Source organism: Pseudomonas sp. FSL W5-0203, assembly GCF_001896155.1.
Taxonomy (GTDB): Bacteria; Pseudomonadota; Gammaproteobacteria; order Pseudomonadales; family Pseudomonadaceae; genus Aquipseudomonas; species Aquipseudomonas paracarnis.
Window position 1 is genome coordinate 160,387 of the sequence record NZ_MPOR01000010.1, and the last position, 21,639, is coordinate 182,025.

The window sequence follows — 21,639 nt, forward strand, 5'->3', positions numbered from 1 at the left end:
GTCATACCTCGTTGAGCGATTGAGCGGCATCCAATGCCGCGCGGCCCCGGGGGCCGTGGAAATATTCGTGAATCCAGGCGTCGTCCGTTTCCGAAACGACATCGATGGCGTCGGCCACCAGCACTTTCTTCTGCGCCAGCACCGCCACACGGTCGGTGATGGTGTACAGCGTGTCGAGGTCGTGGGTGACCAGGAACACACTCAAGCCCAGCGCATCGCGCAGGGTGAGGATCAGTTGGTCGAACTGCGCCGCGCCAATCGGGTCGAGACCGGCGGTGGGTTCGTCCAGGAACAGGATGTCCGGGTCCAAGGCCAGTGCGCGGGCCAGAGCTGCGCGCTTGATCATGCCGCCGGATAACGAGGCCGGGTATTTGTCGGCCGCCGACAGCGGCAACCCCGCCAGGGCCAGCTTGACCGCCGCCAGGTGCTCGGCATCGGCGCGGCTGAGGCCGGCGTGCTCGATCAATGGCAGAGCCACGTTCTCGGTCACCGTCAGCGAGGAAAACAGCGCGCCCTTCTGGAACAGTACGCCAAAGCGGCGTTCTACCAGTGAGCGTTCATGTTCAGGCAGGCTCGGCAGGTTTTTGCCGAACACCCGCACTTCGCCCTCGCTGGGGCGCCGCAGGCCAACGATGCTGCGCAACAACACGGATTTACCGCTGCCAGAGCCCCCCACCACCGCCAGGATCTCGCCCTTGTACAAATCCAGGTCGAGGTTCTCATGCACGCTTTGGCTGCCGAAACGGTTGCACAGGCCACGTACTTCAATCACCGCCTCAGTGGGCGCACGGTGTAGACGACTCACCAGCCCATCTCCATGAAGAACATCGCCGCGACCGCATCCAGCACGATCACCACAAAGATCGATTGCACCACGCTGGACGTGGTGTGCGCGCCGACCGACTCGGCACTGCCGCTGACTTTAAAACCTTCCAGGCAACCAATGGCCGCGATCAAAAACGCAAAGATCGGCGCCTTCACCATGCCCACCAGAAAGTGCTGCACGCCAATGTCCGATTGCAGCAGCGAAAGAAACATCGCTGGCGAAATATCCAGGGCCACCGCACACACCACACCACCGCCGACGATCCCCGAGAGCATCGCCAGGAAGGTCAGCATCGGCAACGCCACCAGCAGCGCCAGCACGCGGGGCAATACCAACAGCTCCATAGAGTCCAGGCCCAGTGTGCGGATGGCGTCGATTTCTTCGTTGGCTTTCATGGAGCCGATTTGCGCGGTGAACGCACTGGCGGTACGGCCGGCGATGAGGATTGCGGTGAGCAATACGCCGAATTCACGCAGGAAGGAGAACGCCACCAGGTCCACGGTAAAGATCGTCGCGCCGAAGCTCTTGAGCACAGTGGCGCCGAGGAAGGCCACGACGGCGCCGACCAGAAAGGTCAACAGCGCAACGATAGGCGCCGCATCCAGGCCGGTCTGTTCGATGTGGGCGACCATGGGCGTCAGGCGCCAGCGTTTGGGCCGCCAAATGCCGCGGGCGAAGGTTTCGAGGATCAGGCCGATAAAGCCCAACAGCTTCATTGCGTCTTGCCAGACCGTGTCTACTGCACGGCCGATGCGAGCCAACACTTGAATGCCGGCGGCCTCTTCCGGCTCTTTGATCGGTACGCAAAAGTCATTCAGGGAGCGGTAGACGGTCTTGAGCAGTGCACGGTCGGCGGCTGCCAGGGTGCAATCGGTCTGTTCGGCAGAGTGTTCGATGCGTGCAGGGCCCAGCAGCTCTACCAGCAGCGAGGCGCCGGCGGTATCCAGCGCGCCGAGGCCGTTGAGGTCAATGCGGGCGCCGGCGTCGTATTGGCCGTCGAGTGCGGCCGACAGCTTCTTCAGGTCGGCGTAGTGGGCCAGCGTCCAGTCGCCGGTAATCCGTAGCGAAGGCGGGGTGCTGGACGTATCTAGATGGGCCGCGCCGGCCGTCGTGCGAGTGGTCATAAGCTCCGAGCTTGTTTGGCTATCCACAATTGCTACGTAATAGCACGATCCGGCTTACTTTGGGTTGTCCGCTTGTGCTGTGTCTATCACCTTGAAGCGCAGAACGCCGATGACTTGCCCGTCTTCGGTGAGCACCTGCACCTGCCAGCGCCCTACGGCGTCACCGGGGAAGTTCTGCTTGTGGGTCCAGGCGCGATAGCCTTCCTTGCGCCCACCATGGATGTCCAGGGCAATGCGGTCGACTTCCTGGCCGTTGAATTTCCACACATGGTAAATCCGCTCATCCAGCCCGCGTGGTGCGTTGATGGCGGTGTACGCATACAGCCCACCGCTGCGCAATTGGGCGGCGGTGACTTGCTTGAGGTCGTCGCCCGGCGTGCGGTCTTGCAGTTGGGTGCTGATGGCGACTTCGGTCATCCATAGGGTGGCGGGCGGTACCCAGCTGCGCAGGAACCAGCCGGCGCAGCCGATGGCGGCCGTTACCCCCAGCAGCATCGCCCAGCCCTTGAGGCTACGCAGCGGCAGGCTGACGGCCAGGCTCGGGATCGACAGGACCATGGCCACGCCCAACGCCAGTTTGTAACTCTGGGCGGTGGTCAGGTGCATGATGATCGGCAGCGCGGTCAGCAACGCGGCGAATAGGGTCAGGGTGTGCAGGGCCAGGAATAGCGAGCGTTTGGGCGCCAGCCATTTGTAATACAGCGGGTCGATGATCGACACCAGCGCCGCTGCGCCGAGCAGGCCAGTGAACAACGATTGGCCGCTGTTCCAGGCGGTGGTGACGAAAAAGAAGGGCAGGACGAAAAACAGACTTTCCTGGTGGATCATCTGGGTGGCGTAGCGCAGCAGCGGTTCAGGGATCTCGCGATTGAAGACTTTGGTGAACAGTTGCGTAAAGCTGTTCTCCAGCATCAGCCACAACCAGCTCACCAGCATGATCACCGCGATCCAGCTGGCCATGCCCTGCTGGCGGTCTACCAGGATGAAGCTGCCCACCCCCGAGATGAAACCGCCGAGTGCAATCACCCCTGGGTAGCGCTTGATCAGTTCTATAACGCGCTGGATGAGGGGCGGCAAGTTCGGCATGGGCGGTTCACTGGTTGTGGGAAAAATCTCAGACAGAATAACGCCTTGGCCCGATATTCTGTGCCTCATTACTCAACAGGTTTGCGATAAAGCCTCAGGCCGATCAAACCAAGGATGATCAGGCCCAGTAGGCCCGCACCGATCCAGGTCAAGGCGTCATAACTCAACAGCGGTTTTTCGATGCGCCAGTAGCCCGGCTGCTGGAACGCTTCGCGCATGGCCTGGTTGGTTTGCGCCAGGCTCACGGCCTTGATGCGTTTGACCGGGTCGCTGAAACGTCCATTGGAGTAGTCGCCGGCCGCACTCCAGTAATAGTCGGCCAACGCGCTGTTGCCCTGCACTGCCCAGGCTTGGCGGGCAATGGCGGCTTGTTGCAGGCGTGTGAATACTGTTGGGTCGAGGCCATCCTTGAGCAGTTGGGCCTTGAGGTCTTGCAAGACCTGCTCGGCTTCAGCGAGGTTTTCTCGCTCAAGGTCGGCATTCAGGCTGAGGAACCCAACGCCGCCGAGCACTTCGCGTTCTACCCACGGGCCGTAGGACAAACCGTGCTTGAGGCGCAGTTGCCGGTACAGCGCCCAGTCGAGGTAGTCCTTGAGCAGGTTGTAGGTTTCATCATGCTGGTCGTCCAGCACAGGCTCCGGGAACAGCCAGTGCAGCTTGGCGCCATCGCCCACCCAGCCGCGGATCAGGTCGCGGTGGCTGGCGGCGGTATGCTGGATTTCCGGGAGGGGGCGATGTTCGCTCGGCTCCACTGGGTCGAGTTGACCATAGGTGCGTTCCAGGTAGGCGGGCAGCAGTTTGTCGAGATCGCCGACGACGATCAGGGTCATGTTGTTCGGCGCGTACCATTCTTTGCGCAGCTTCTCCAACGAGTCGCGGGTGAGGTGGCTGACCTCGGCGCGTTCGGCGCACTTGAGGCCCAACTCCACGGCCAATTGGTTACTGGCGCTGTGACCGAGGTCTTGGCGATCCAGCAGGCGTTGCAAGTGTGAATAATGGCCGCCGTCTTCGCGCTCCACCACCTGTTTGGCGGCGTTGATATGAGCGTCGGTCAGTTGCGTGCGCGTGAGGATTGCCAGCAGCAGGTCCAGTACTTTGCGTTGGTTCTGCGCGGGCGCCTCGATCACGAAGGTAGTGTCGGCGTTGCTGGTGTAGGCGTTCCACTCGCCGCCCAGGGCTTGCATGCGGTCTTCGAGGTCGCCTTCGCCGCCGCCATCGATGCCACTGAACAGCAAGTGCTCGAACAAGTGCGGCAGTTCTTTTTCTTCGCAACCGAAGTCGTCCAGGCCCACCCCAACCACCAGGCGAATAGCCACGTGCCCACGCTCGGTGCCCGGTTTGAGCAGCAATTGCAGGCCGTTGGGCAAGGTGTAGCCCTCGACTTGCAGACGGTCAAAGGCAAAGGTGTGTACCGAGCCCAAGAGCAGGCAGGCGAGTAACAGGCGACGCATAACAAGCTTCCTGGCGAATGAGGTCCATTGTTAACTGACTTCGCTCGCGGGCGTACGTTCAGGGCGAATGGGTGATGTCGGCAATACTTTCGGCAGAGAGCGCGCCGGTGTCGGACGTTTCCAACACTACATAAGCACTGCTGCAAAACAACGAGTTCAAGCGTTTCATGTCGGCAATCAGTTCCAGATGCAGGGAGCTGGTTTCCAGGCTCTGCACGATCTTGCGCTGCAAGCGGCTGACATGGGCGTGGGCCAGGCGGCGTTCCTGGGCACGGAAGCGGCGCTTTTCTCGCAGTAATTGACGGGCGCTTTCCGGGTCGCCGCTGAGAAACACCGACAGGCCCAGGCGCAGGTTGGCGATCAACTGGCTGTGCAGGCCACTGAGTTCCTCCAGGCCCACTTCGGAAAATTGCCGGCGTTGCGAGGTCTTCTGTTGCTGGACCTTGCGCAGCATGCGTTCGATCAGGTCACCGGCCAATTTCAAGTTGATCGACAGCTCGATGATCTCGGCCCAGCGGCGGTTGTCCTGTTCACTCAGGTCTTCACGGGGCATTTGCGCCAGGTAGAGTTTGATCGCGCTGTAGAGCGCTTCGACGTCATCGCTCAGGCTGCGCATTTCTTGGGTAACGGCGGTTTGGTTGCCGCGCAGCACTTCCTGCATCGAAGTGAGCATATTGTCGATCAAGTCACCCAGGCGCAGGGTTTCGCGGGCGGCGTTCGCCAGGGCCAGGCTTGGGGTATTCAATGAGGCCAGGTCCAGATGGCGTGGCTTGGCCTTGCCATTGGTTTCGGGGCGTTCCGGCAGCAGCCATTCGCACAGGCGTGCCATGGGCCCGATGGTGGGCAACAGGATCAGGCAACGGCTGACGTTGTAGAGCAGGTGGAAGGTGATGACCATGCCCTGAACGCTGTAGTCCAGGCCGTCCATCCAGCCCACGAGCGGGTCAAGCACCGGAATGATCAGCAACAGACCGATCAATTTGTACAACAGGCTGCCCAGGGCCACTTGGCGACCGGCAGTGTTTTGCATGCTGGTACTGAGAAACGCCAGCACCCCGCTGCCGATGTTGGCGCCGATTACCAGGCCGATGGCCACGTGCAAGCCGATCACGCCGGCACCGGCCAGGGTGGCCGTGAGCAGCACCGCAGCGAGGCTGGAGTAGGAAATCATGGCGAACAGCGCGCCCACCAGGGCGTCCAGCAAGATATCGCCGGTCAGCGAAGCGAAGATGACTTTCACGCCCTGGGCATGGGTAATGGGCCCGGCGGCTTCGACGATCAATTGCAGCGCGAGGATGATCAGGCCCAGGCCGATCCCCACCCGGCCTAACTGTCCTGCCCGCGTCTGCTTGCGCGACAGGAAGAAAATCACCCCGAGGAAGATCAGCAGCGGCGACAGCCAGGACAAATCGAACGTCAGCACCCGCGCCATCAAGGCCGTACCGACGTCGGCGCCAAGCATGGTGGCCAAGGCCGGCGTGAGGCTCATCAGCCCTTGGCCGACGAACGAAGTCACCAGCATCGCGGTGGCGTTACTGCTTTGCACCATGGCCGTCACCAGGATACCGGCGACAAATGCCAGCCAGCGCTTGGACATGTTCTGCCCGATGACTTGGCGCAAATTGGAACCGTAGACCCGCAGGATGCCGGTTCGGACGATATGCGTGCCCCAGATAAGCAGGGTCACGGCGGAAAGCAGATTGAGCAAGGTCAGCATGCTCGGCCCCCCGTGTGGGTGCGCTCCAGCAGGAGCGAAGGAAAGTTACCGCGTGCCGCTCTACGTCTTGTACCTAAGCTGTAGTTGGCGAATGGGCTCTGCGCCAGCATCGCATAGCTAAACTTGGGATTGAAACAAAACTGTCATGAAGATCGTTCCCCACGCTCGGCGTGGGAACGCATCCTGTGACGCTCTGCGTCACTTTGCGGACGCGGAGCGTCCGAGAGGGCATTCCCACGCGGAGCGTGGGAACGATCACTCGCGGGTCAAATTTACTGACCCGGAATGTCCTTGCGCAGTTTCACTGGGTCCTGCTGTTTCTTCTTTTTCGCGATGGCGGTACGCATCTTGATGTTCACCGCTTCCACCGCCAGCGAGAACGCCATGGCGAAGTAGACGTAGCCTTTTGGCACGTGTACGTCGAAGGATTCAGCGATCAGTACGGTACCCACGACCAGCAGGAACGACAGCGCCAGCATTTTCAGCGACGGGTGCTTGTCGATGAACTCGCTGATGGTGCCGGCAGCCAGCATCATCACCAATACCGCAACGACGATGGCGGCAACCATCACCGGCACGTGGGAAACCATGCCGACGGCGGTAATCACCGAGTCCAGGGAGAACACGATGTCGATGATGGCGATCTGGATAATGGTGTAGATGAACTTGCCACCGGCGCCTTTGGGCTCGTCGTGGGTTTCATCTTCACCTTCCAGCGCGTGGTACATCTCCTGGGAGCTTTTCCACAGCAGGAACAGGCCACCGAAGAACAGGATCAGGTCACGACCGGAGATGCCTTGGCCAAACACGACGAACAGGTCGGCGGTCAGTTGCATGACCCAGGTGATCGACAGCAGCAACAGGATGCGCGTGACCATGGCCAGTGCCAGGCCGAAGATCCGGGTGCGCGCCTGCATATGCTTGGGCATGCGGCTGACCAGGATCGAAATCATGATGATGTTATCGATGCCCAGGACGATCTCGAGAGCCGTCAGGGTGAAGAAGGCAATCCAGATTTCCGGATTGGTCAGCCATTCCATGTGTATTCCTTTGAGCAAGTGTTAACCGCGCAAGCTGTAGCGCCGCGCGGTGAGTGAGTCGGTACGATTATAGAGTGCTGAACAGCGGAAAAATCCCCATCAGCAGTGCGGCGAACATTATGCACAGGCACACCAGCACTGCCCACTTGAGCGTGAAGCGCTGGTGATCGCCGAATTCGATACCCGCCAGCGCAACCAGCAAGTACGTCGAGGGTACCAGTGGGCTGAGCAAATGCACGGGTTGCCCGACGATCGACGCCCGCGCCATTTCCACCGCGGTGATGCCGTAATGGCTGGCAGCTTCGGCCAGTACCGGCAGTACGCCGTAGTAGAACGCATCGTTGGACATGAAGAAGGTGAACGGCATGCTCACCAGCGCGGTGATCACCGCCAGGTAAGGGCCCATGGCTTCGGGGATGACTGCCAACAGGCTCTTGGACATGGCGTCGACCATGCCGGTGCCCGACAGGATGCCTGTGAAAATACCGGCGGCGAAGATCAAGCCCACCACCGCCAATACGCTACCGGCGTGAGCCGCGACGCGGTCTTTCTGCTGCTGCAGGCACGGGTAGTTGACGATCATGGCGATACTGAACGCCACCATGAACAGCACCGGCAGCGGCAACAGGCCGGCAATCAGGGTGCACATCAACGCCAGGGTCAGGGCGCCGTTGAACCAGATCAATTTCGGCCGGCGGGCGTCGGGGAATTGCGACACGCTGATTTCGCTGTGGTCGATCTCGTCGCCCGGCAGGTGCAGTTCACCCAGGCGCGCACGTTCGCGCTTGCCGTACATGTAGGCAATCACCAGGATCGCCACTACACCGGCGGCCATGGCCGGGATCATCGGTACGAAGATGTCCGACGGGTCTACATGCAGCGCACTGGCGGCGCGCGCCGTCGGGCCGCCCCAGGGGGTCATGTTCATCACGCCACCGGCGAGAATGATCAGGCCGGCCATGATCCTTGGGCTCATGCCGATGCGCTGGTACAGCGGCAGCATGGCCGCGACGCAGATCATGTAGGTGGTGGCACCGTCACCGTCCAGGGACACCACCAGGGCCAGCACGGCGGTGCCGACCGACACCTTGAGCGGGTCGCCCTTGACCATCTTGAGGATCTTGCGCACGGCCGGGTCGAACAGGCCGGAGTCGATCATCAAGGCAAAATAAAGGATGGCGAACATCAGCATCACGCCGGTCGGCGCAAGCTTGGTGATGCCTTCGAGCATCATCGGGCCGATCTTCGGTGCGAAACCGCCGAACAGCGCGAACAGGATCGGCACGATGATCAAGGCGATCAGCGCGGACAGGCGCTTGGTCATGATCAGGAACATGAACGTGATGACCATGGCAAAGCCAAGGAAAGTCAGCATAGGAATACTCCAGGCGTAGCGCGGCTAGGGAATGGCGGACCGAGTGGCGGTCAGCGCAGAACGAAAGGCACGAGGCGTACGGGTGGAGTTGGAGCGAACAGGCGGGTACGAGCGGACATCGGGAATCACCATTGTTGTTGTTAACAGCCGGTCTGTTGCCGGCAGTGAGGGCGATCCTAGACGGGGAAGCTTTCAGCCAGCTTTCGCTGAGAAAACAGCTGATGAAGGGCAGGCATCATTCTTCAGGTTGGTGCAGAACAAAATGTGGGGGGCTGGCTTGCCTGCGATGGCGGTGTATCAGCCAACATCTCTTATGGCTGTGACACCGCCATCGCAGGCAAGCCAGCTCCCACATTTGGATAGTGGTCGCTGCCAGACTATCAGGGTAGTTCCAGGCCGCCGGCGGCTTTGTGCAAGGCCCGCAAATGCTCACCCACCTGCTTGAGGTTGGCTTCACACGCGGCGATCTCGGCGGCGCGGGAAGGATCGAGCAGCGCCCTCACCTCCTTATCCAGCTCGCCGGTCAACGACTGCAACTGTTTCTGGCGTTCGGCGCTTTCTGATTCAAGGCGCTTGGCTTCCGAAGGTTGCGGCAGGCCATAACCCCCGCTGTCCAGCAACTCGGCCGGGCGACTCAGGAAGCCGCTGTTGGCGAGAATTTGCTGCAGCGTGTTGTTGGCTTTCTCCATGCCGCCGTATTTCAGCTCGCGGGCATTGAGGTAGCGTTGTTTGACCTCATCCTGGGCGAGCATCAGTTGTTTGCGATAGCTGGCCTGCTCCAGCAGCAACAGCGCGGCGCTGGTGCGCAGGTCGGCCTGGCTGAACCATTGGCGACGCGCTTGCGCATCCAGGGACAACCAGTCTTCGACCTGGGTCTGCTTGATCGGCAGTTGCTTGCGCAGCACATCGAACATGGCCTGGTAGCGCTCGCGGAACGAGTCGAAGTGATACCCCAGCCGCAGTGCCTCGCGCTTGTCATTCAATACGCTGGTATCGGCCAGGCCGCGGGCGCTGAGCACTTCCAGCAAACCGTTGGGGGTGATGTTGTCCAGGCCGGTCAATTGCGGGTTGGCGCTGCCGCTGCGCAACAGTTTCAGGCTTTCGACCGCACAATTGTTGGAGATAAAGAAGTAGTTGCCGTCATAGCTCCAGTGCATCTGCGCCGCATGTTCGACGGTGTCGTTGATTTCCTGGCGGCTGAGCTTCAGCGGCACCGACGCCAGGCCACGCAGTTCGGTCTTGGTGTACTCATCGATGACCTGGGCCAGCGGCAGTACGAACAGCCGCGACGGGTATTTGCCCACCAGGCCATCCCAGCTCGACAGCTGGACATCCCCGACGAAGGCGCGGTAGGACAGCACCAGATGCCGGTCCAGGTCCAGCCGGCAATCCGGGCCACGCGGGCGGCCCGGCGCACAAATCACCAGGCGCAACATGCTATGGCCCCAACGGCTCACCAGGTTCTGGTTGGCTTCGGCCAGCAGATAGTCGATTTCATACACGCGCTCCGGATCGATCTGGCCCAGGGGCGTCTTGGCGAAATCGTTGCCCGCGTTCAGGAAGGCATAGGTCCTGGCGCAGGTGTCCTGTTCAGGCGGGGCCCAGCCGAAGTGATCCTTGTAATAACGGAACAGCGCGGGGCGGCGACAGGCGTAGCTGGGGTCCAGGAGGAAATACTCCATGTTGACCGCCACGAACTCCAGCGGGCTGGTGGTTTCGTAGATGTCCGGGCTGCGCACCACCTGATGGTTGTGCTGCTCACGCTCTCCGCGCCGACCCACATATTGTGGCCAGCCGGCAAGATCCAACAGGCGTGGGTCGTCACTGAGGGTAAAGCGGCGGTCGTTCTGGCCACGGCACTGGTCGGGCAAGCCTATCAAGCCGGTAATGTTGTTCTGACGGCTGCAGCGCTGGATCAGCGTGCGCTCGTCCTGGGACCACAGGCGCGCACGGTCATAGATGTGGGTCAGTTCATGCAGCACGGTGGCGAGCATTTCTCGGCGCACAGTACCGTGGGGGCGATTGGTTTTCTGGGTGGCGGCGCTGCCGTCAGTCAGGCTGGCGAGCAGGTTCTGGTTGAGGTCCAACTCGGACACCAGGGACGCCTGGCCGTAGGCGTTGTCAGGCATCTTGTCGGTCCAGCCGACATCAATACGTCGGTCCAATTGCTCGACAAAGCGCGGCGGCAAGGAGCGCAGCGCTTCATCCAGCAATGCCTGGCTGGCCTGCTGTTCGGCCGGGCTCAAGCCTTCGGTCTTGAGCCGCAGTTGCAGGCCGGCCTGGGCCGTACTCGCGCACAGCAGCACGGCCCCGGCCAGGAGCCAGGTTTTGAGGCGCCTCACAGAGCGAGGATAGCTTCGGCGAGGGTCTGGTCGCTGGCATCACGGGCTTCTGGCACGCGGGTGCGAAGGGTATCGAACGCTGCTTCCAGCTGGGCGCCACGGATCTCGCCATTGGTGGCGACGAAACTGGCGGCGTCATCGTGGGCTTCGCGCACGATCTTGGAGTCGCGGATGGAGGTGGTGGTGTCCGAGGTGAAATCAATGGTGCGCGCCGAGGCACGCACGACGATGTTGCTGGTGGCCTTCAAGGTTTGCGCCTGGGCGACATCGGCCAAAAACAGCAGGCCGAGGGCGGCGACGATCAGCGGGCTACGCATGGGGTGACTCCAATGACAAAGATAGAAATACAACGATGATTATTGGACGAGAATTGCTTGCGCCAGTTCAAGGTCGCTTGCATGAAGTTTTGGCTGGGTGCGGCGCAGATAGTCCAGCGCGGACTCCAGGCGTGCGCCCCGCCATTGGCCGTCAGTGGCAATGAAAGCGGCAGCATCATCCCGAGCGGCCAGGACCAACTTATTGTCGAACGGCGCAGAGGTCACTTTGCTGGTGGCATACACGCTGACAACCGTGCTCTGGGTGGACACATCCAACGCTGAAGCCATGGGTGACCAGCAGGCGCAAAACAGTACAGGAACACTCAATAAACGGTATGAAAAAGCCATGGGACTCGACAATTGAAAGCGAGCGCCAAGGCTAGCGCAACCGCCGGGCGAGAGCCAGCGTCGAGCCATGCGGGAGCGGCAGGCGCTCCCGTCTGGTTGCCGTGGGTCAGATAGCCAGGATGGCCTGTGCCAGCTGCGTATCGGTAGCGGTATTCAACTGCGGCGCTTGTTGGCGGATCTGGGCCAGGGCGCTTTCCAGTTTCACGCCACGGATGGCGCCCTGGCTGGCGACAAAGCTGGCGGCGTCGTCACGGGCCGCTTGTACGACCTTGTTGTCGCGCAGGGATGAGGTGGCATCAGACGTGGCATCGGAGGTTGCCTTCAGAGCGCCGACGATCGAGTCAGTCGTCATGATCAGGCTGCTCGCGTTGGCATTGGCAGCCAGAGTCAGCACAGCGGCAGTGCACAGCAGGCGAAGACGGGACATGGGGTAACTCCTGTAGACGAATAATAAGGTGGCGCGAAACGGCCACAATGAAACGGACTGGGACTGTCGAGCATCAGACGCACGCTCTACAGGGTTCGCCACGTGGTGAACCGATATTAGGCGTGTGCAGGACTATTCGGAAGCCTGTAATTAAACTGTACCTGTCATATTTTATAAATTTGAAACTGTATCTGTGTGCTTGAATCGAGCCTATCCAATGCGCTATCGCAGATACAACAAAGCCCGCCTCCGGTTACCCGGGGCGGGCTTTGCTTTGACAAATCAGGGTGCTGGCAGTGGACCCGTCAGGTCAGGGCCAGCGGGCGCCACTTAGCGCCAGAACGGCTTGCTCAGCTCTTCGTAGCGTTGAGCTTCGCTGATACCGGCGTCAGCCAGCAGGCGCGAATCCAGGCGAGCCAACTGGTGGCGGCTGGAGATGCGGCGCTGCCACAACATCAGGTTGGCGAGAACGCGCAAAGGCAGGGACGCCTGGGTGTTTACAGCTTTTTCTTCAAAGAACAGTTCGGAACTGAGTGTACGTTCCATGATGACATCCTTCCGCTTGTGGCGGGATTAGGTAGTGGTTTAACTGATGCCAATGATCCTCCTCCGAGGCAAGACTCTCTAGATACAGTTCACCTGTATTGTGAGAGGCCAGTTAACTGTTTAGCGAGGCTGTACGGTACGAAATTGGGGCAACTGTACCTGTGCGCACTTAAAAGGTGCGAAATAGGCATTTTTGAGTTGGTGTATGGGATATTTCGGTAGGAAATGACCAGTACAGCAGTACAGTTTTTTCCATAAGTGCGGGTGGGTTCACCGAGCTGATGAAACTGTATTTGCATCAGCCCGGATCTGTATTCATCAAGCCTTGAGCATGTGCCCGGTTTCTTCCAGGTTAATGTGCCAACTCAGTGCTTCGCGCAAGATGTGCGGCGTATGCCCACCGATGGCGCAGGCGGCATCGAAGTAAGTGTTGAGGGCATCGCGGTAGGCTGGGTGCACGCAGTTATCGATGATCACCCGAGCGCGCTCCCGTGGCGCCAGGCCCCGCAGGTCGGCAAGGCCTACTTCGGTGACGAGAATGTCCACGTCATGCTCGGTGTGGTCCACATGGCTGACCATCGGTACCACGCTGGAAATTGCGCCGCCCTTGGCAATGGACTTGGTGACGAAGATCGCCAGGTGCGCATTGCGGGCGAAATCCCCGGAGCCGCCGATGCCGTTCATCATCCGCGTGCCGCAGACGTGGGTGGAGTTGACGTTGCCGTAGATATCGAACTCCAGCGCGGTATTGATACCGATGATGCCCAGGCGCCGTACCACTTCAGGGTGGTTGGAAATTTCCTGCGGGCGCAGCACCAATTTGTCCTTGTAGTGCTCCAGGTTGCCGAACACATCGGCATTGCGTCGCTCCGACAAGGTAATCGAACTGCCGGAGGCAAAGCTCAGCTTGCCGGCGTCGATCAGGTCGAAGGTCGAATCCTGCAACACTTCCGAGTACATGGTCAGGTCTTCGAACGGCGACTCGATCAATCCGCACATCACCGCGTTGGCAATATTACCGATGCCGGCTTGCAGCGGGCCGAGCTTGTTGGTCATGCGCCCGGCATCGACTTCTTGCTTGAGGAAGTTGATCAGGTGATTGGCGATGCCTTGGGTGTCGCTGTCAGGCGGCGTTACCGTGGAGGCGGAGTCCGCCTGGTTGGTGATGACGATGGCGACGATTTTCTCGGGCGGGATCGGAATCGCGGTGCTGCCGATACGGTCGTCGACTTTCACCAGCGGGATCGGCGTGCGCGTCGGCCGGTAGGTCGGGATGTAGATGTCGTGCAGCCCTTCCAGGTTCGGGTTGTGCGCCAGGTTGATCTCGACGATCACCTGTTTGGCAAAGATCGCGAAGCTGGCCGAGTTGCCTACGGAAGTAGTGGGCACGATATGGCCCTGCTCAGTGATCGCGACGGCTTCGATCACGGCGATGTCGGGCAATTTGAGCTGATTGTTGCGCAGTTGCTCGACGGTTTCCGACAGGTGCTGGTCGATAAACATCACCTCGCCGGCATTGATCGCCTTGCGCAGAGTGCTGTCGACTTGAAAGGGCATGCGTCGTGACAGTACGCCGGCTTCGGTCAACTGCTTGTCCAGGTCATTGCCCAGGCTGGCGCCGGTCATCAGCGTGATTTTGAGTGGCGAAGTCTTGGCGCGTTCGGCCAGGGCGTGGGGGACGGCCTTGGCTTCACCGGCACGGGTGAAGCCGCTCATGCCGACGGTCATGCCGTCCTCGATCAGTGCAGCGGCGTCTGCCGCGCTCATGACCTTGTTCAACAACGAAGGCAAGCGGATACGATCACGGTACATGAATTGTTATCTCTGGCTACGGAAAGCAAGGTGGGCAGTGTAGTGATTTCAAAAAGTTTCGGCCCGCTACCATGGTCGAATGCCAGGTCGCGATTTAGAGCCTTTGGTCGGGTTTCATGTGTGTGCAAAGCGGGACGCAGAGCATCCCTGGATGCGTTCCCACGCGGAGCGGGGGAACCATAAAAAAACCCCAGCCTACGTGAGGCCAGGGTTTCAGGTATTGCGCTGGCGCAGTGTTATTCGACGGCCTTGACCATGTCTTCGATGACCTTCTTGGCATCACCGAACACCATCATGGTCTTGTCCAGGTAGAACAACTCGTTATCCAGGCCGGCGTAGCCGCTGGCCATCGAGCGCTTGTTGACGATGATGGTCTTGGCCTTGAACGCCTCGAGAATCGGCATGCCGGCGATGGGTGAGTTCGGGTCGTTCTTGGCGGCCGGGTTGACCACGTCGTTGGCGCCCAATACCAGCACCACGTCGGCCTGGCCGAACTCGGAGTTGATGTCTTCCATCTCGAACACCTGGTCGTAAGGCACTTCGGCCTCGGCCAGCAATACGTTCATGTGCCCCGGCATACGGCCCGCCACCGGGTGGATCGCGTACTTTACGGTGACGCCGTGGTGGGTCAGCTTCTCGGTCAGCTCCTTGAGCGCGTGTTGTGCCCGCGCGACCGCAAGGCCGTAGCCTGGGACGATAATCACGGTGTCGGCGTTGGTCAGCAGGAAGGTGGCGTCATCAGCGGAGCCGGACTTCACCGGACGTGCTTCTTTGGAGCCCGCCGCAGCGCCAGCATCCGGCGCGTTGCCGAAACCGCCCAACAGCACATTAAAGAAGGAGCGGTTCATCGCCTTGCACATGATGTACGACAGGATCGCGCCGCTGGAGCCCACCAGGGAACCGGCGATGATCAGCATCGAGTTGTTCAGCGAGAAACCGATGCCCGCCGCTGCCCAGCCGGAATAGCTATTGAGCATCGACACCACCACGGGCATGTCGGCGCCGCCAATCGGGATGATGATCAGCACACCCAGCACGAAGGCCAGGGCCAGCATCAGTGCAAATGCGCTGAGATTGCCGGTGAACATGAACGCCAGGCCCAGGCCCAGGGTTGCCAGGCCGAGTACCAAGTTCAGTTTGTGTTGGCCGCCGAACTGTACCGGTGCGCCCTGGAACAGGCGGAACTTGTACTTGCCCGACAGCTTGCCGAATGCGATCACCGAGCCGGAGAAGGTGATTGCACCGATAGCGGCACCGAGGAACAGTTCCAGGCGGTTACCGGCCGGTATCGAATCGCCCAAGTGCTTGACGATGCCCAGGGACTGCGGCTCAACCACGGCGGCAATGGCGATGAACACCGCTGCCAGGCCGATCATGCTGTGCATGAAGGCGACCAGCTCGGGCATCTTGGTCATTTCAACACGCTTGGCCATGATCGAGCCGGCGGTACCGCCAACCAATAGGCCAACGATGACGTAGCCGATACCGGCAGTCGCCAGTTCAGCCCCCAGCTTATAGATGAGGCCGACGGTAGTGAGTACCGCCAGCGCCATGCCGAGCATGCCGAACAGGTTGCCGCGCCGCGAAGTGGTCGGGTGCGAGAGGCCTTTAAGGGCCTGGATGAAGCAGATCGACGCGATCAGGTAGAGCGTCGTCACGAGATTCATGCTCATTACTTGGGCGCCTCTTCTTTTACTTTCGGGGCTTTCTTCTTGAACATCTCAAGCATTCTGCGGGTGACCAGGAAGCCACCAAAGACATTTACCGCCGCCAGGGCCACGGCCAGTGTGCCCATAGTCTTGCCCAACGGGGTGACGGTCAGCGCGGCAGCCAGCATGGCGCCGACGATGACAATCGCGGAAATGGCGTTGGTCACGGCCATCAGCGGCGTGTGCAATGCAGGTGTTACGTTCCAGACCACGTGATAACCGACATAAATCGCCAGCACAAAGATGATCAGGTTGTAGATACCGGGGGAGATAAGCTCTTCCATCGTCTGAATCCCTGCTTAGGCGTTTTTGCGGATGACTTGGCCGTCGCGGCACATCAGGCACGCGGCGACGATGTCGTCTTCGAGGTTGATTTCAAACTGCCCTTCCTTGGTGAAGACCAGCTTCAGGAAGTCCAGCAGGTTGCGCGCATACAAGGCCGACGCATCGGCGGCGACAGCGCCCGCCAGGTTGGTCGGGCCGCAGATGATCACGCCGTTTTCCACCACGACCTGGTCGGCCACCGTCAGCGGGCAGTTGCCACCTTGGGCTGCAGCGAGGTCGATGACCACCGAGCCGGGTTTCATCTGCGCCACGGTATCGGCGCTGAGCAGGGTCGGCGCCTTGCGGCCCGGGATGAGGGCGGTGGTGATGACGATATCGGCCTGTTTGGCGCGTTCGTGCACGGCCAGGGCCTGGCGTTGCATCCAACTGCTGGGCATCGGGCGCGCGTAGCCACCGACACCGACGGCGCATTCACGCTCTTCATCGGTTTCGTACGGTACGTCGACAAACTTGGCGCCCAGGGATTCGATCTGCTCCTTAACCGCCGGGCGTACGTCGGACGCTTCGATCACCGCGCCCAGGCGCTTGGCCGTGGCGATGGCTTGCAGGCCCGCCACACCGGCGCCGAGGATCAGTACGCGCGCGGCTTTTACAGTGCCGGCAGCAGTCATCAGCATCGGCATGAAACGCGGGTAGTGATGAGCGGCGAGCAACACGGCCTTGTAACCGGCGATGTTGGCTTGCGAAGACAGCACATCAAGGCTTTGAGCGCGTGAAGTGCGCGGCGCGGCTTCCAGGGCGAAGGCGGTGATGCCGCGCTCGGCGAGCTTGGCGATGGTTTCGTTGCTGAACGGGTTGAGCATGCCCACCAACACGGTGCCACTTTTGATCAGCGCAAGTTCGCTGTCGCTGGGGGCAACCACTTTGAGAATCAGCTCGGCGCCAAACGCGTCGTTGGCACTGCCAATGGTGGCGCCTGCCGTTTCATAGGCACTGTCGACGATGCTGGCATTGATGCCTGCGCCGCTTTGTACAGTGACCTTATGGCCCTGGCCGATCAGCTTCTTGATGGTTTCCGGGGTGGCAGCCACCCGCGTTTCACCGGTCTGGGTTTCGAGAGGAACACCAATGTGCACGTCAAATCTCCTGCATGATCTTTTTGCTTTTGATCTTTTTGTAAAAAGGCCAGTGCACCGCGAGTGGCGCAACTGGGGCGGCCGATCAGCACGATCCCGCTGAAATGACAGCGGGGCGCGGCATTTTGCAGGCGAACTTTACGGCCATCAAGGGATTATGACGGGTGACGAAAAATTAACTACAAGTCACCCTGTGACTGATTGTCGCAACAAGCTGAAATAACCTCTTTAAATACAGGTCTTTAAAGGTGTTCAGGCGTTTTCGCTCCGTTTTTCCATTGCCAGTGTGAATAGTCGTGCATTGGCCGGTAAGAGTCGCTACGAGCCATGAGATACATGCCTTTTAGCCTTATTTTGGGCTGACAAGTACAGTCTGTTTAAATGCGACATATACGTACATCTGTAGGATCTTAATTTATCTGACTACAAAGTCAGCAATTGCGCTTTGTCCTTTATTTACATGGGTTGTAGCGTCTTGACTGGTCGAGCAGCCAGTCCCTGAATGCATGCAGTGAGGCGGATTCGACCTTTTTGTCAGGAATCATCAGGTAATAAGCCTTTTCGCTGGTCAGTGCTTCGGTGCTCGCGATTACCAGTTGTTGCTCCTTCAGCTCCCGCTGTATGAGGAAGGGAGGAATCAGTGCGATGCCCATGTCATGCATGGCCGCTTGAGACAGCATCGAGAATAGCTCGTATCGAGGGCCTGTCATGTCGCGAGGGATGCTCAGGTGTTGGGCGTTGAACCATTGGCGCCAGGCGTAGGGGCGTGTGGTCTGCTGCAACAGGGGCAGCTCGGCGATCTGTTGAGGGGTGAAGTGCGTGCGGTCGCCGAGTAAGCGCGGGCTGCATACCGGTACCGGGTTTTCGCCCATTAACCGGTGGGATTGCGTACCCGACCAATCGGCATCCCCGAAGTAGATCGCCGCATCGAACTCAGTATCGGCGAACAGGAAGGGGCGTGTGCGGTTCGTCAGGTTCACCGTGACTTCCGGGTGCTGATGTTGAAAGTCTTTCAGGCGTGGGATCAGCCACTGCGTGCCGAAGGTAGGTACCACCGCCAGTTCGATCACATTGGCGCCCTGCTGGCCCATCACCGACAAGGTGTCGCGCTCTACGGCGTCCAGTTGCGTTGCAACCCTGCGGCTATAAGACAGCCCCGCCTCCGTCAGCTTCACCCCACGGCGTGAGCGGCGAAACAGCTCGACACTCAAAAACTCCTCCAGGCTGGCGATCTGTCGGCAAATCGCGCCTTGGGTGATGGAAAGCTCCAAGGCTGCCTTGGTGAAGCTCTCGTGCCGGGCTGCTGCCTCAAAGCTGATGAGCGCGGTGGTACTGGGGATTTTCCTGCGCATGTACGTTGCCCTCACAGATAAAGCGCATTTCTGGGCTTTTTTAGTGTTACGAAGTGAGAAATTAGCACAAGCCTATGCAAAAACCTCGTTTGCCCTCTGCGCTGACCGCGCCTAGTCTGGTTCCACGACTTCTGATTTTTTCCGCGAGGACTTATTCATGGCTGGCAAGGCAAGCTTCAACTGGATCGATCCACTGCTGTTGGATCAACAGCTCACCGAAGAAGAGCGCATGGTGCGTGACAGCGCCGAGCAATTTGCTCAGGACAAGCTGGCTCCCCGCGTGCTCGAAGCCTTTCGCCACGAAAAGACAGACCCTGCTATTTTCCGCGAGATGGGCGAGACCGGTTTGCTGGGGGCGATGATCCCTGAGCAGTACGGTGGCAGTGGCTTGAACTATGTCAGCTACGGTTTGATTGCTCGGGAGGTGGAGCGTGTCGACTCCGGCTATCGCTCGATGATGAGTGTGCAGTCTTCCCTCGTCATGGTGCCGATCAATGAGTTTGGTACCGAGGCGCAAAAACAGAAGTACTTGCCCAAACTGGCCTCTGGTGAATGGATCGGTTGCTTCGGGCTGACCGAGCCCAACCATGGTTCCGACCCAGGTGCGATGATTACTCGTGCACGCAAAGTGGATGGCGGCTACAGCCTGACCGGCGCAAAGATGTGGATCACCAACAGTCCGATTGCGGATGTGTTTGTGGTGTGGGGCAAAGATGATGCCGGGGACATCCGTGGCTTTGTCCTGGAAAAAGGCTGGAAAGGTCTGAGCGCTCCGGCTATCCACGGCAAGGTGGGGCTGCGGGCCTCCATCACCGGTGAAATCGTGATGGATAACGTATTTGTGCCCGAAGAAAATATCTTCCCGGATGTACGGGGTTTGAAAGGGCCGTTTACCTGCCTTAATTCGGCACGGTACGGGATTTCCTGGGGGGCGCTGGGGGCTGCTGAGTTCTGCTGGCATACCGCACGCCAGTACACACTTGATCGCCAGCAGTTTGGTCGCCCACTGGCTGCCACTCAGTTGATCCAGAAGAAGCTGGCAGACATGCAGACCGAGATTACCTTGGCCCTGCAAGGTTGCCTGCGCCTGGGTCGGATGAAGGATGAGGGGACGGCGGCGGTTGAGATCACTTCGATCATGAAGCGTAACTCGTGTGGCAAGTCATTGGATATCGCGCGCATGGCCCGGGACATGCTGGGCGGCAACGGTATCTCCGACGAATTCGGAGTGGCGCGCCACTTGGTCAACCTTGAGGTGGTCAACACCTATGAAGGGACCCATGACGTGCATGCCTTGATCCTGGGGCGCGCGCAAACCGGTCTTCAAGCGTTCTATTAATGGGAGCATGGGCATGGGCGCGCTTTCGCATCTGCGAGTGCTGGATTTGTCGCGAGTACTCGCGGGCCCCTGGTCCGGGCAGATTCTTGCAGACCTTGGGGCTGAGGTGATCAAGGTCGAAAGGCCGAGCAGCGGCGATGACACGCGCGCTTGGGGGCCGCCCTTCCTTAAGGATGCGGATGGCGAAAATACCAGTGAGGCGGCGTATTACCTGTCGGCCAACCGTAATAAAGAGTCGGTGACCATCGACTTTACGCGGCCGGAAGGCCAGAAGCTGGTGCGTGATCTGGCCGCCAAGTCGGACATCCTGATCGAAAACTTCAAGGTGGGCGGCCTTGCAGCGTATGGGCTGGACTATGAATCCCTCAAAGAGGTCAACCCGGAGCTGATTTACTGTTCCATCACAGGGTTTGGTCAGACGGGCCCCTATGCGATGCGTGCCGGCTACGATTTCATGATCCAGGGTCTGGGCGGGCTCATGAGCCTGACCGGGCGGCCTGAAGGGGATGAAGGCGCCGGGCCGGTAAAGGTTGGCGTAGCCTTGACCGACATCTTGACCGGGCTTTATTCGACCGTCGCGATCCTGGCTGCGCTAGCTCATCGCGATCACGATGGTGGTGGGCAGCATATCGATATGGCGTTACTGGATGTGCAGGTGGCTTGCCTGGCGAATCAGGCGATGAATTACCTGACAACCGGGGCGCCGCCCAAGCGCCTGGGGAATGCTCACCCTAATATCGTGCCTTATCAGGATTTTCCTACGGCCGATGGAGATTTCATCCTCACCGTAGGCAATGACGGGCAGTTCCGTAAATTCGCTGAAGTCGCTGGGCAACCGCAATGGGCGGATGACGTGCGTTTCGCCACCAATCGCGCACGGGTAGCTAATCGTGCGGAGCTGATTCCTTTGATTCGCCAGGCGACGGTCTTCAAGACGACCGCTGAGTGGGTGTCGCAGCTGGAGCAAGTGGGCGTGCCGTGTGGGCCCATCAATGATCTGGCGCAGGTGTTCTCCGATCCTCAGGTCCAGGCGCGGGGTTTGGCGATTGAGTTGCCTCACGCATTGGCGGGGACGGTGCCCCAGGTTGCGAGCCCGATACGCTTATCCAAGACGCCTGTGGAGTACCGGAGTGCGCCTCCTCTATTGGGGGAGCATACGCTTGAGGTGCTGCAGGGGGTTTTGGGGTTGGGAGCTGCTCATGTGGCCGCACTGAAGGAGGCGGGCGTTATTTGAACTTCCCTTCTATAATAGACGCGCAGTGGATGCCGGCTGTTTTTTAACCGAAGCTAACTTATTGATAGAAAAGCAAAATTAAGAGTTGACGGCGAATTATATCTGTCTATAATTCGCCCCACTTCCGGCGCAGTCGAAACGGAAAACTCCTTGGTAAACAATGAGTTACGCAG

General features: G+C 59.8%; 19 protein-coding genes. 2 read left to right on the plus strand and 17 right to left on the minus strand.

Features of this window, described 5'->3' with window-relative positions; all coding sequences use genetic code 11:
- Position 1 precedes the first annotated feature (1 nt).
- The 17 genes from BOP96_RS12085 to BOP96_RS12165 all read right to left on the minus strand — a co-directional run bounded on the left by BOP96_RS12085 (position 2) and on the right by BOP96_RS12165 (position 18,893).
- Complete coding sequence (locus tag BOP96_RS12085) at positions 2-805, minus strand: ABC transporter ATP-binding protein (RefSeq protein WP_014716351.1); 804 nt, start codon at positions 803-805, stop codon at positions 2-4.
- Positions 802-1,950 (minus strand): ABC transporter permease, encoded by a 1,149-nt coding sequence (locus tag BOP96_RS12090; protein WP_073452801.1) that lies wholly within the window; start codon positions 1,948-1,950, stop codon positions 802-804. The genes BOP96_RS12085 and BOP96_RS12090 overlap by 4 nt, the downstream gene beginning before the upstream one ends.
- Positions 1,951-2,004: 54 nt before the next feature.
- Positions 2,005-3,036, minus strand: a complete 1,032-nt coding sequence (locus BOP96_RS12095; protein WP_003187399.1) for a DUF5924 family protein — start codon at positions 3,034-3,036, stop codon at positions 2,005-2,007.
- Positions 3,037-3,104: 68 nt separating this feature from the next.
- Complete coding sequence (locus tag BOP96_RS12100; protein WP_032903962.1) at positions 3,105-4,487, minus strand: M16 family metallopeptidase; 1,383 nt, start codon at positions 4,485-4,487, stop codon at positions 3,105-3,107.
- 58 nt (positions 4,488-4,545) lie between these two features.
- Positions 4,546-6,204, minus strand: a complete 1,659-nt coding sequence (locus BOP96_RS12105; RefSeq protein ID WP_003187402.1) for a Na/Pi cotransporter family protein — start codon at positions 6,202-6,204, stop codon at positions 4,546-4,548.
- Between the two features lie 272 nt (positions 6,205-6,476).
- Positions 6,477-7,244, minus strand: coding sequence for a TerC family protein (locus tag BOP96_RS12110; protein WP_014716354.1), 768 nt, complete (start codon positions 7,242-7,244; stop codon positions 6,477-6,479).
- A gap of 67 nt (positions 7,245-7,311) precedes the next feature.
- Entirely contained in the window at positions 7,312-8,619 is a 1,308-nt protein-coding gene (locus tag BOP96_RS12115) for a CitMHS family transporter (RefSeq protein ID WP_073452803.1), read from the minus strand.
- A 380-nt stretch (positions 8,620-8,999) separates the two neighbouring features.
- Positions 9,000-10,961 (minus strand): DUF7844 domain-containing protein, encoded by a 1,962-nt coding sequence (locus BOP96_RS12120; RefSeq protein ID WP_073452805.1) that lies wholly within the window; start codon positions 10,959-10,961, stop codon positions 9,000-9,002.
- Entirely contained in the window at positions 10,958-11,278 is a 321-nt protein-coding gene (locus BOP96_RS12125; protein WP_003187408.1) for a DUF2388 domain-containing protein, read from the minus strand. The genes BOP96_RS12120 and BOP96_RS12125 overlap by 4 nt, the downstream gene beginning before the upstream one ends.
- Before the next feature lie 39 nt (positions 11,279-11,317).
- Positions 11,318-11,626, minus strand: a complete 309-nt coding sequence (locus tag BOP96_RS12130; RefSeq protein WP_032894275.1) for a DUF2388 domain-containing protein — start codon at positions 11,624-11,626, stop codon at positions 11,318-11,320.
- A 106-nt stretch (positions 11,627-11,732) separates the two neighbouring features.
- Positions 11,733-12,053 carry a DUF2388 domain-containing protein gene (locus BOP96_RS12135; RefSeq protein ID WP_020301396.1) on the minus strand — a complete coding sequence of 107 codons (321 nt, stop codon included), beginning with the start codon at positions 12,051-12,053 and terminating at the stop codon, positions 11,733-11,735.
- Positions 12,054-12,383: 330 nt separating this feature from the next.
- The gene (locus tag BOP96_RS12140; RefSeq protein ID WP_003187413.1) at positions 12,384-12,599 is read right to left on the minus strand and encodes a DUF1127 domain-containing protein; all 216 of its coding nucleotides are present in this window, start codon (positions 12,597-12,599) and stop codon (positions 12,384-12,386) included.
- Positions 12,600-12,917: 318 nt separating this feature from the next.
- A complete protein-coding gene (locus tag BOP96_RS12145) occupies positions 12,918-14,411 on the minus strand; it encodes an acetyl-CoA hydrolase/transferase family protein (RefSeq protein WP_003187414.1) in 1,494 nt (497 codons plus the stop codon).
- Positions 14,412-14,647: 236 nt separating this feature from the next.
- Positions 14,648-16,084, minus strand: coding sequence for an NAD(P)(+) transhydrogenase (Re/Si-specific) subunit beta (locus BOP96_RS12150; RefSeq protein WP_014716357.1), 1,437 nt, complete (start codon positions 16,082-16,084; stop codon positions 14,648-14,650).
- A complete protein-coding gene (locus BOP96_RS12155) occupies positions 16,084-16,404 on the minus strand; it encodes an NAD(P) transhydrogenase subunit alpha (RefSeq protein WP_003187417.1) in 321 nt (106 codons plus the stop codon). Before BOP96_RS12155 ends, BOP96_RS12150 begins: the two co-directional genes overlap by 1 nt.
- 15 nt (positions 16,405-16,419) lie before the next feature.
- The gene (locus BOP96_RS12160; protein WP_003187419.1) at positions 16,420-17,541 is read right to left on the minus strand and encodes a Re/Si-specific NAD(P)(+) transhydrogenase subunit alpha; all 1,122 of its coding nucleotides are present in this window, start codon (positions 17,539-17,541) and stop codon (positions 16,420-16,422) included.
- Between the two features lie 452 nt (positions 17,542-17,993).
- Positions 17,994-18,893 (minus strand): LysR family transcriptional regulator, encoded by a 900-nt coding sequence (locus BOP96_RS12165; protein WP_032903964.1) that lies wholly within the window; start codon positions 18,891-18,893, stop codon positions 17,994-17,996.
- A 157-nt stretch (positions 18,894-19,050) separates the two neighbouring features.
- On the opposite strand from BOP96_RS12165, the gene BOP96_RS12170 reads away from it, so the two are divergent.
- Together BOP96_RS12170 and BOP96_RS12175 are read left to right on the plus strand one after the other, a co-directional pair.
- Entirely contained in the window at positions 19,051-20,232 is a 1,182-nt protein-coding gene (locus tag BOP96_RS12170) for an acyl-CoA dehydrogenase (RefSeq protein WP_003187423.1), read from the plus strand.
- A gap of 13 nt (positions 20,233-20,245) precedes the next feature.
- On the plus strand, positions 20,246-21,466 hold the full coding sequence (locus tag BOP96_RS12175) for a CaiB/BaiF CoA transferase family protein (protein ID WP_014716358.1): 1,221 nt from the start codon (positions 20,246-20,248) through the stop codon (positions 21,464-21,466).
- Positions 21,467-21,639: the final 173 nt, after the last annotated feature.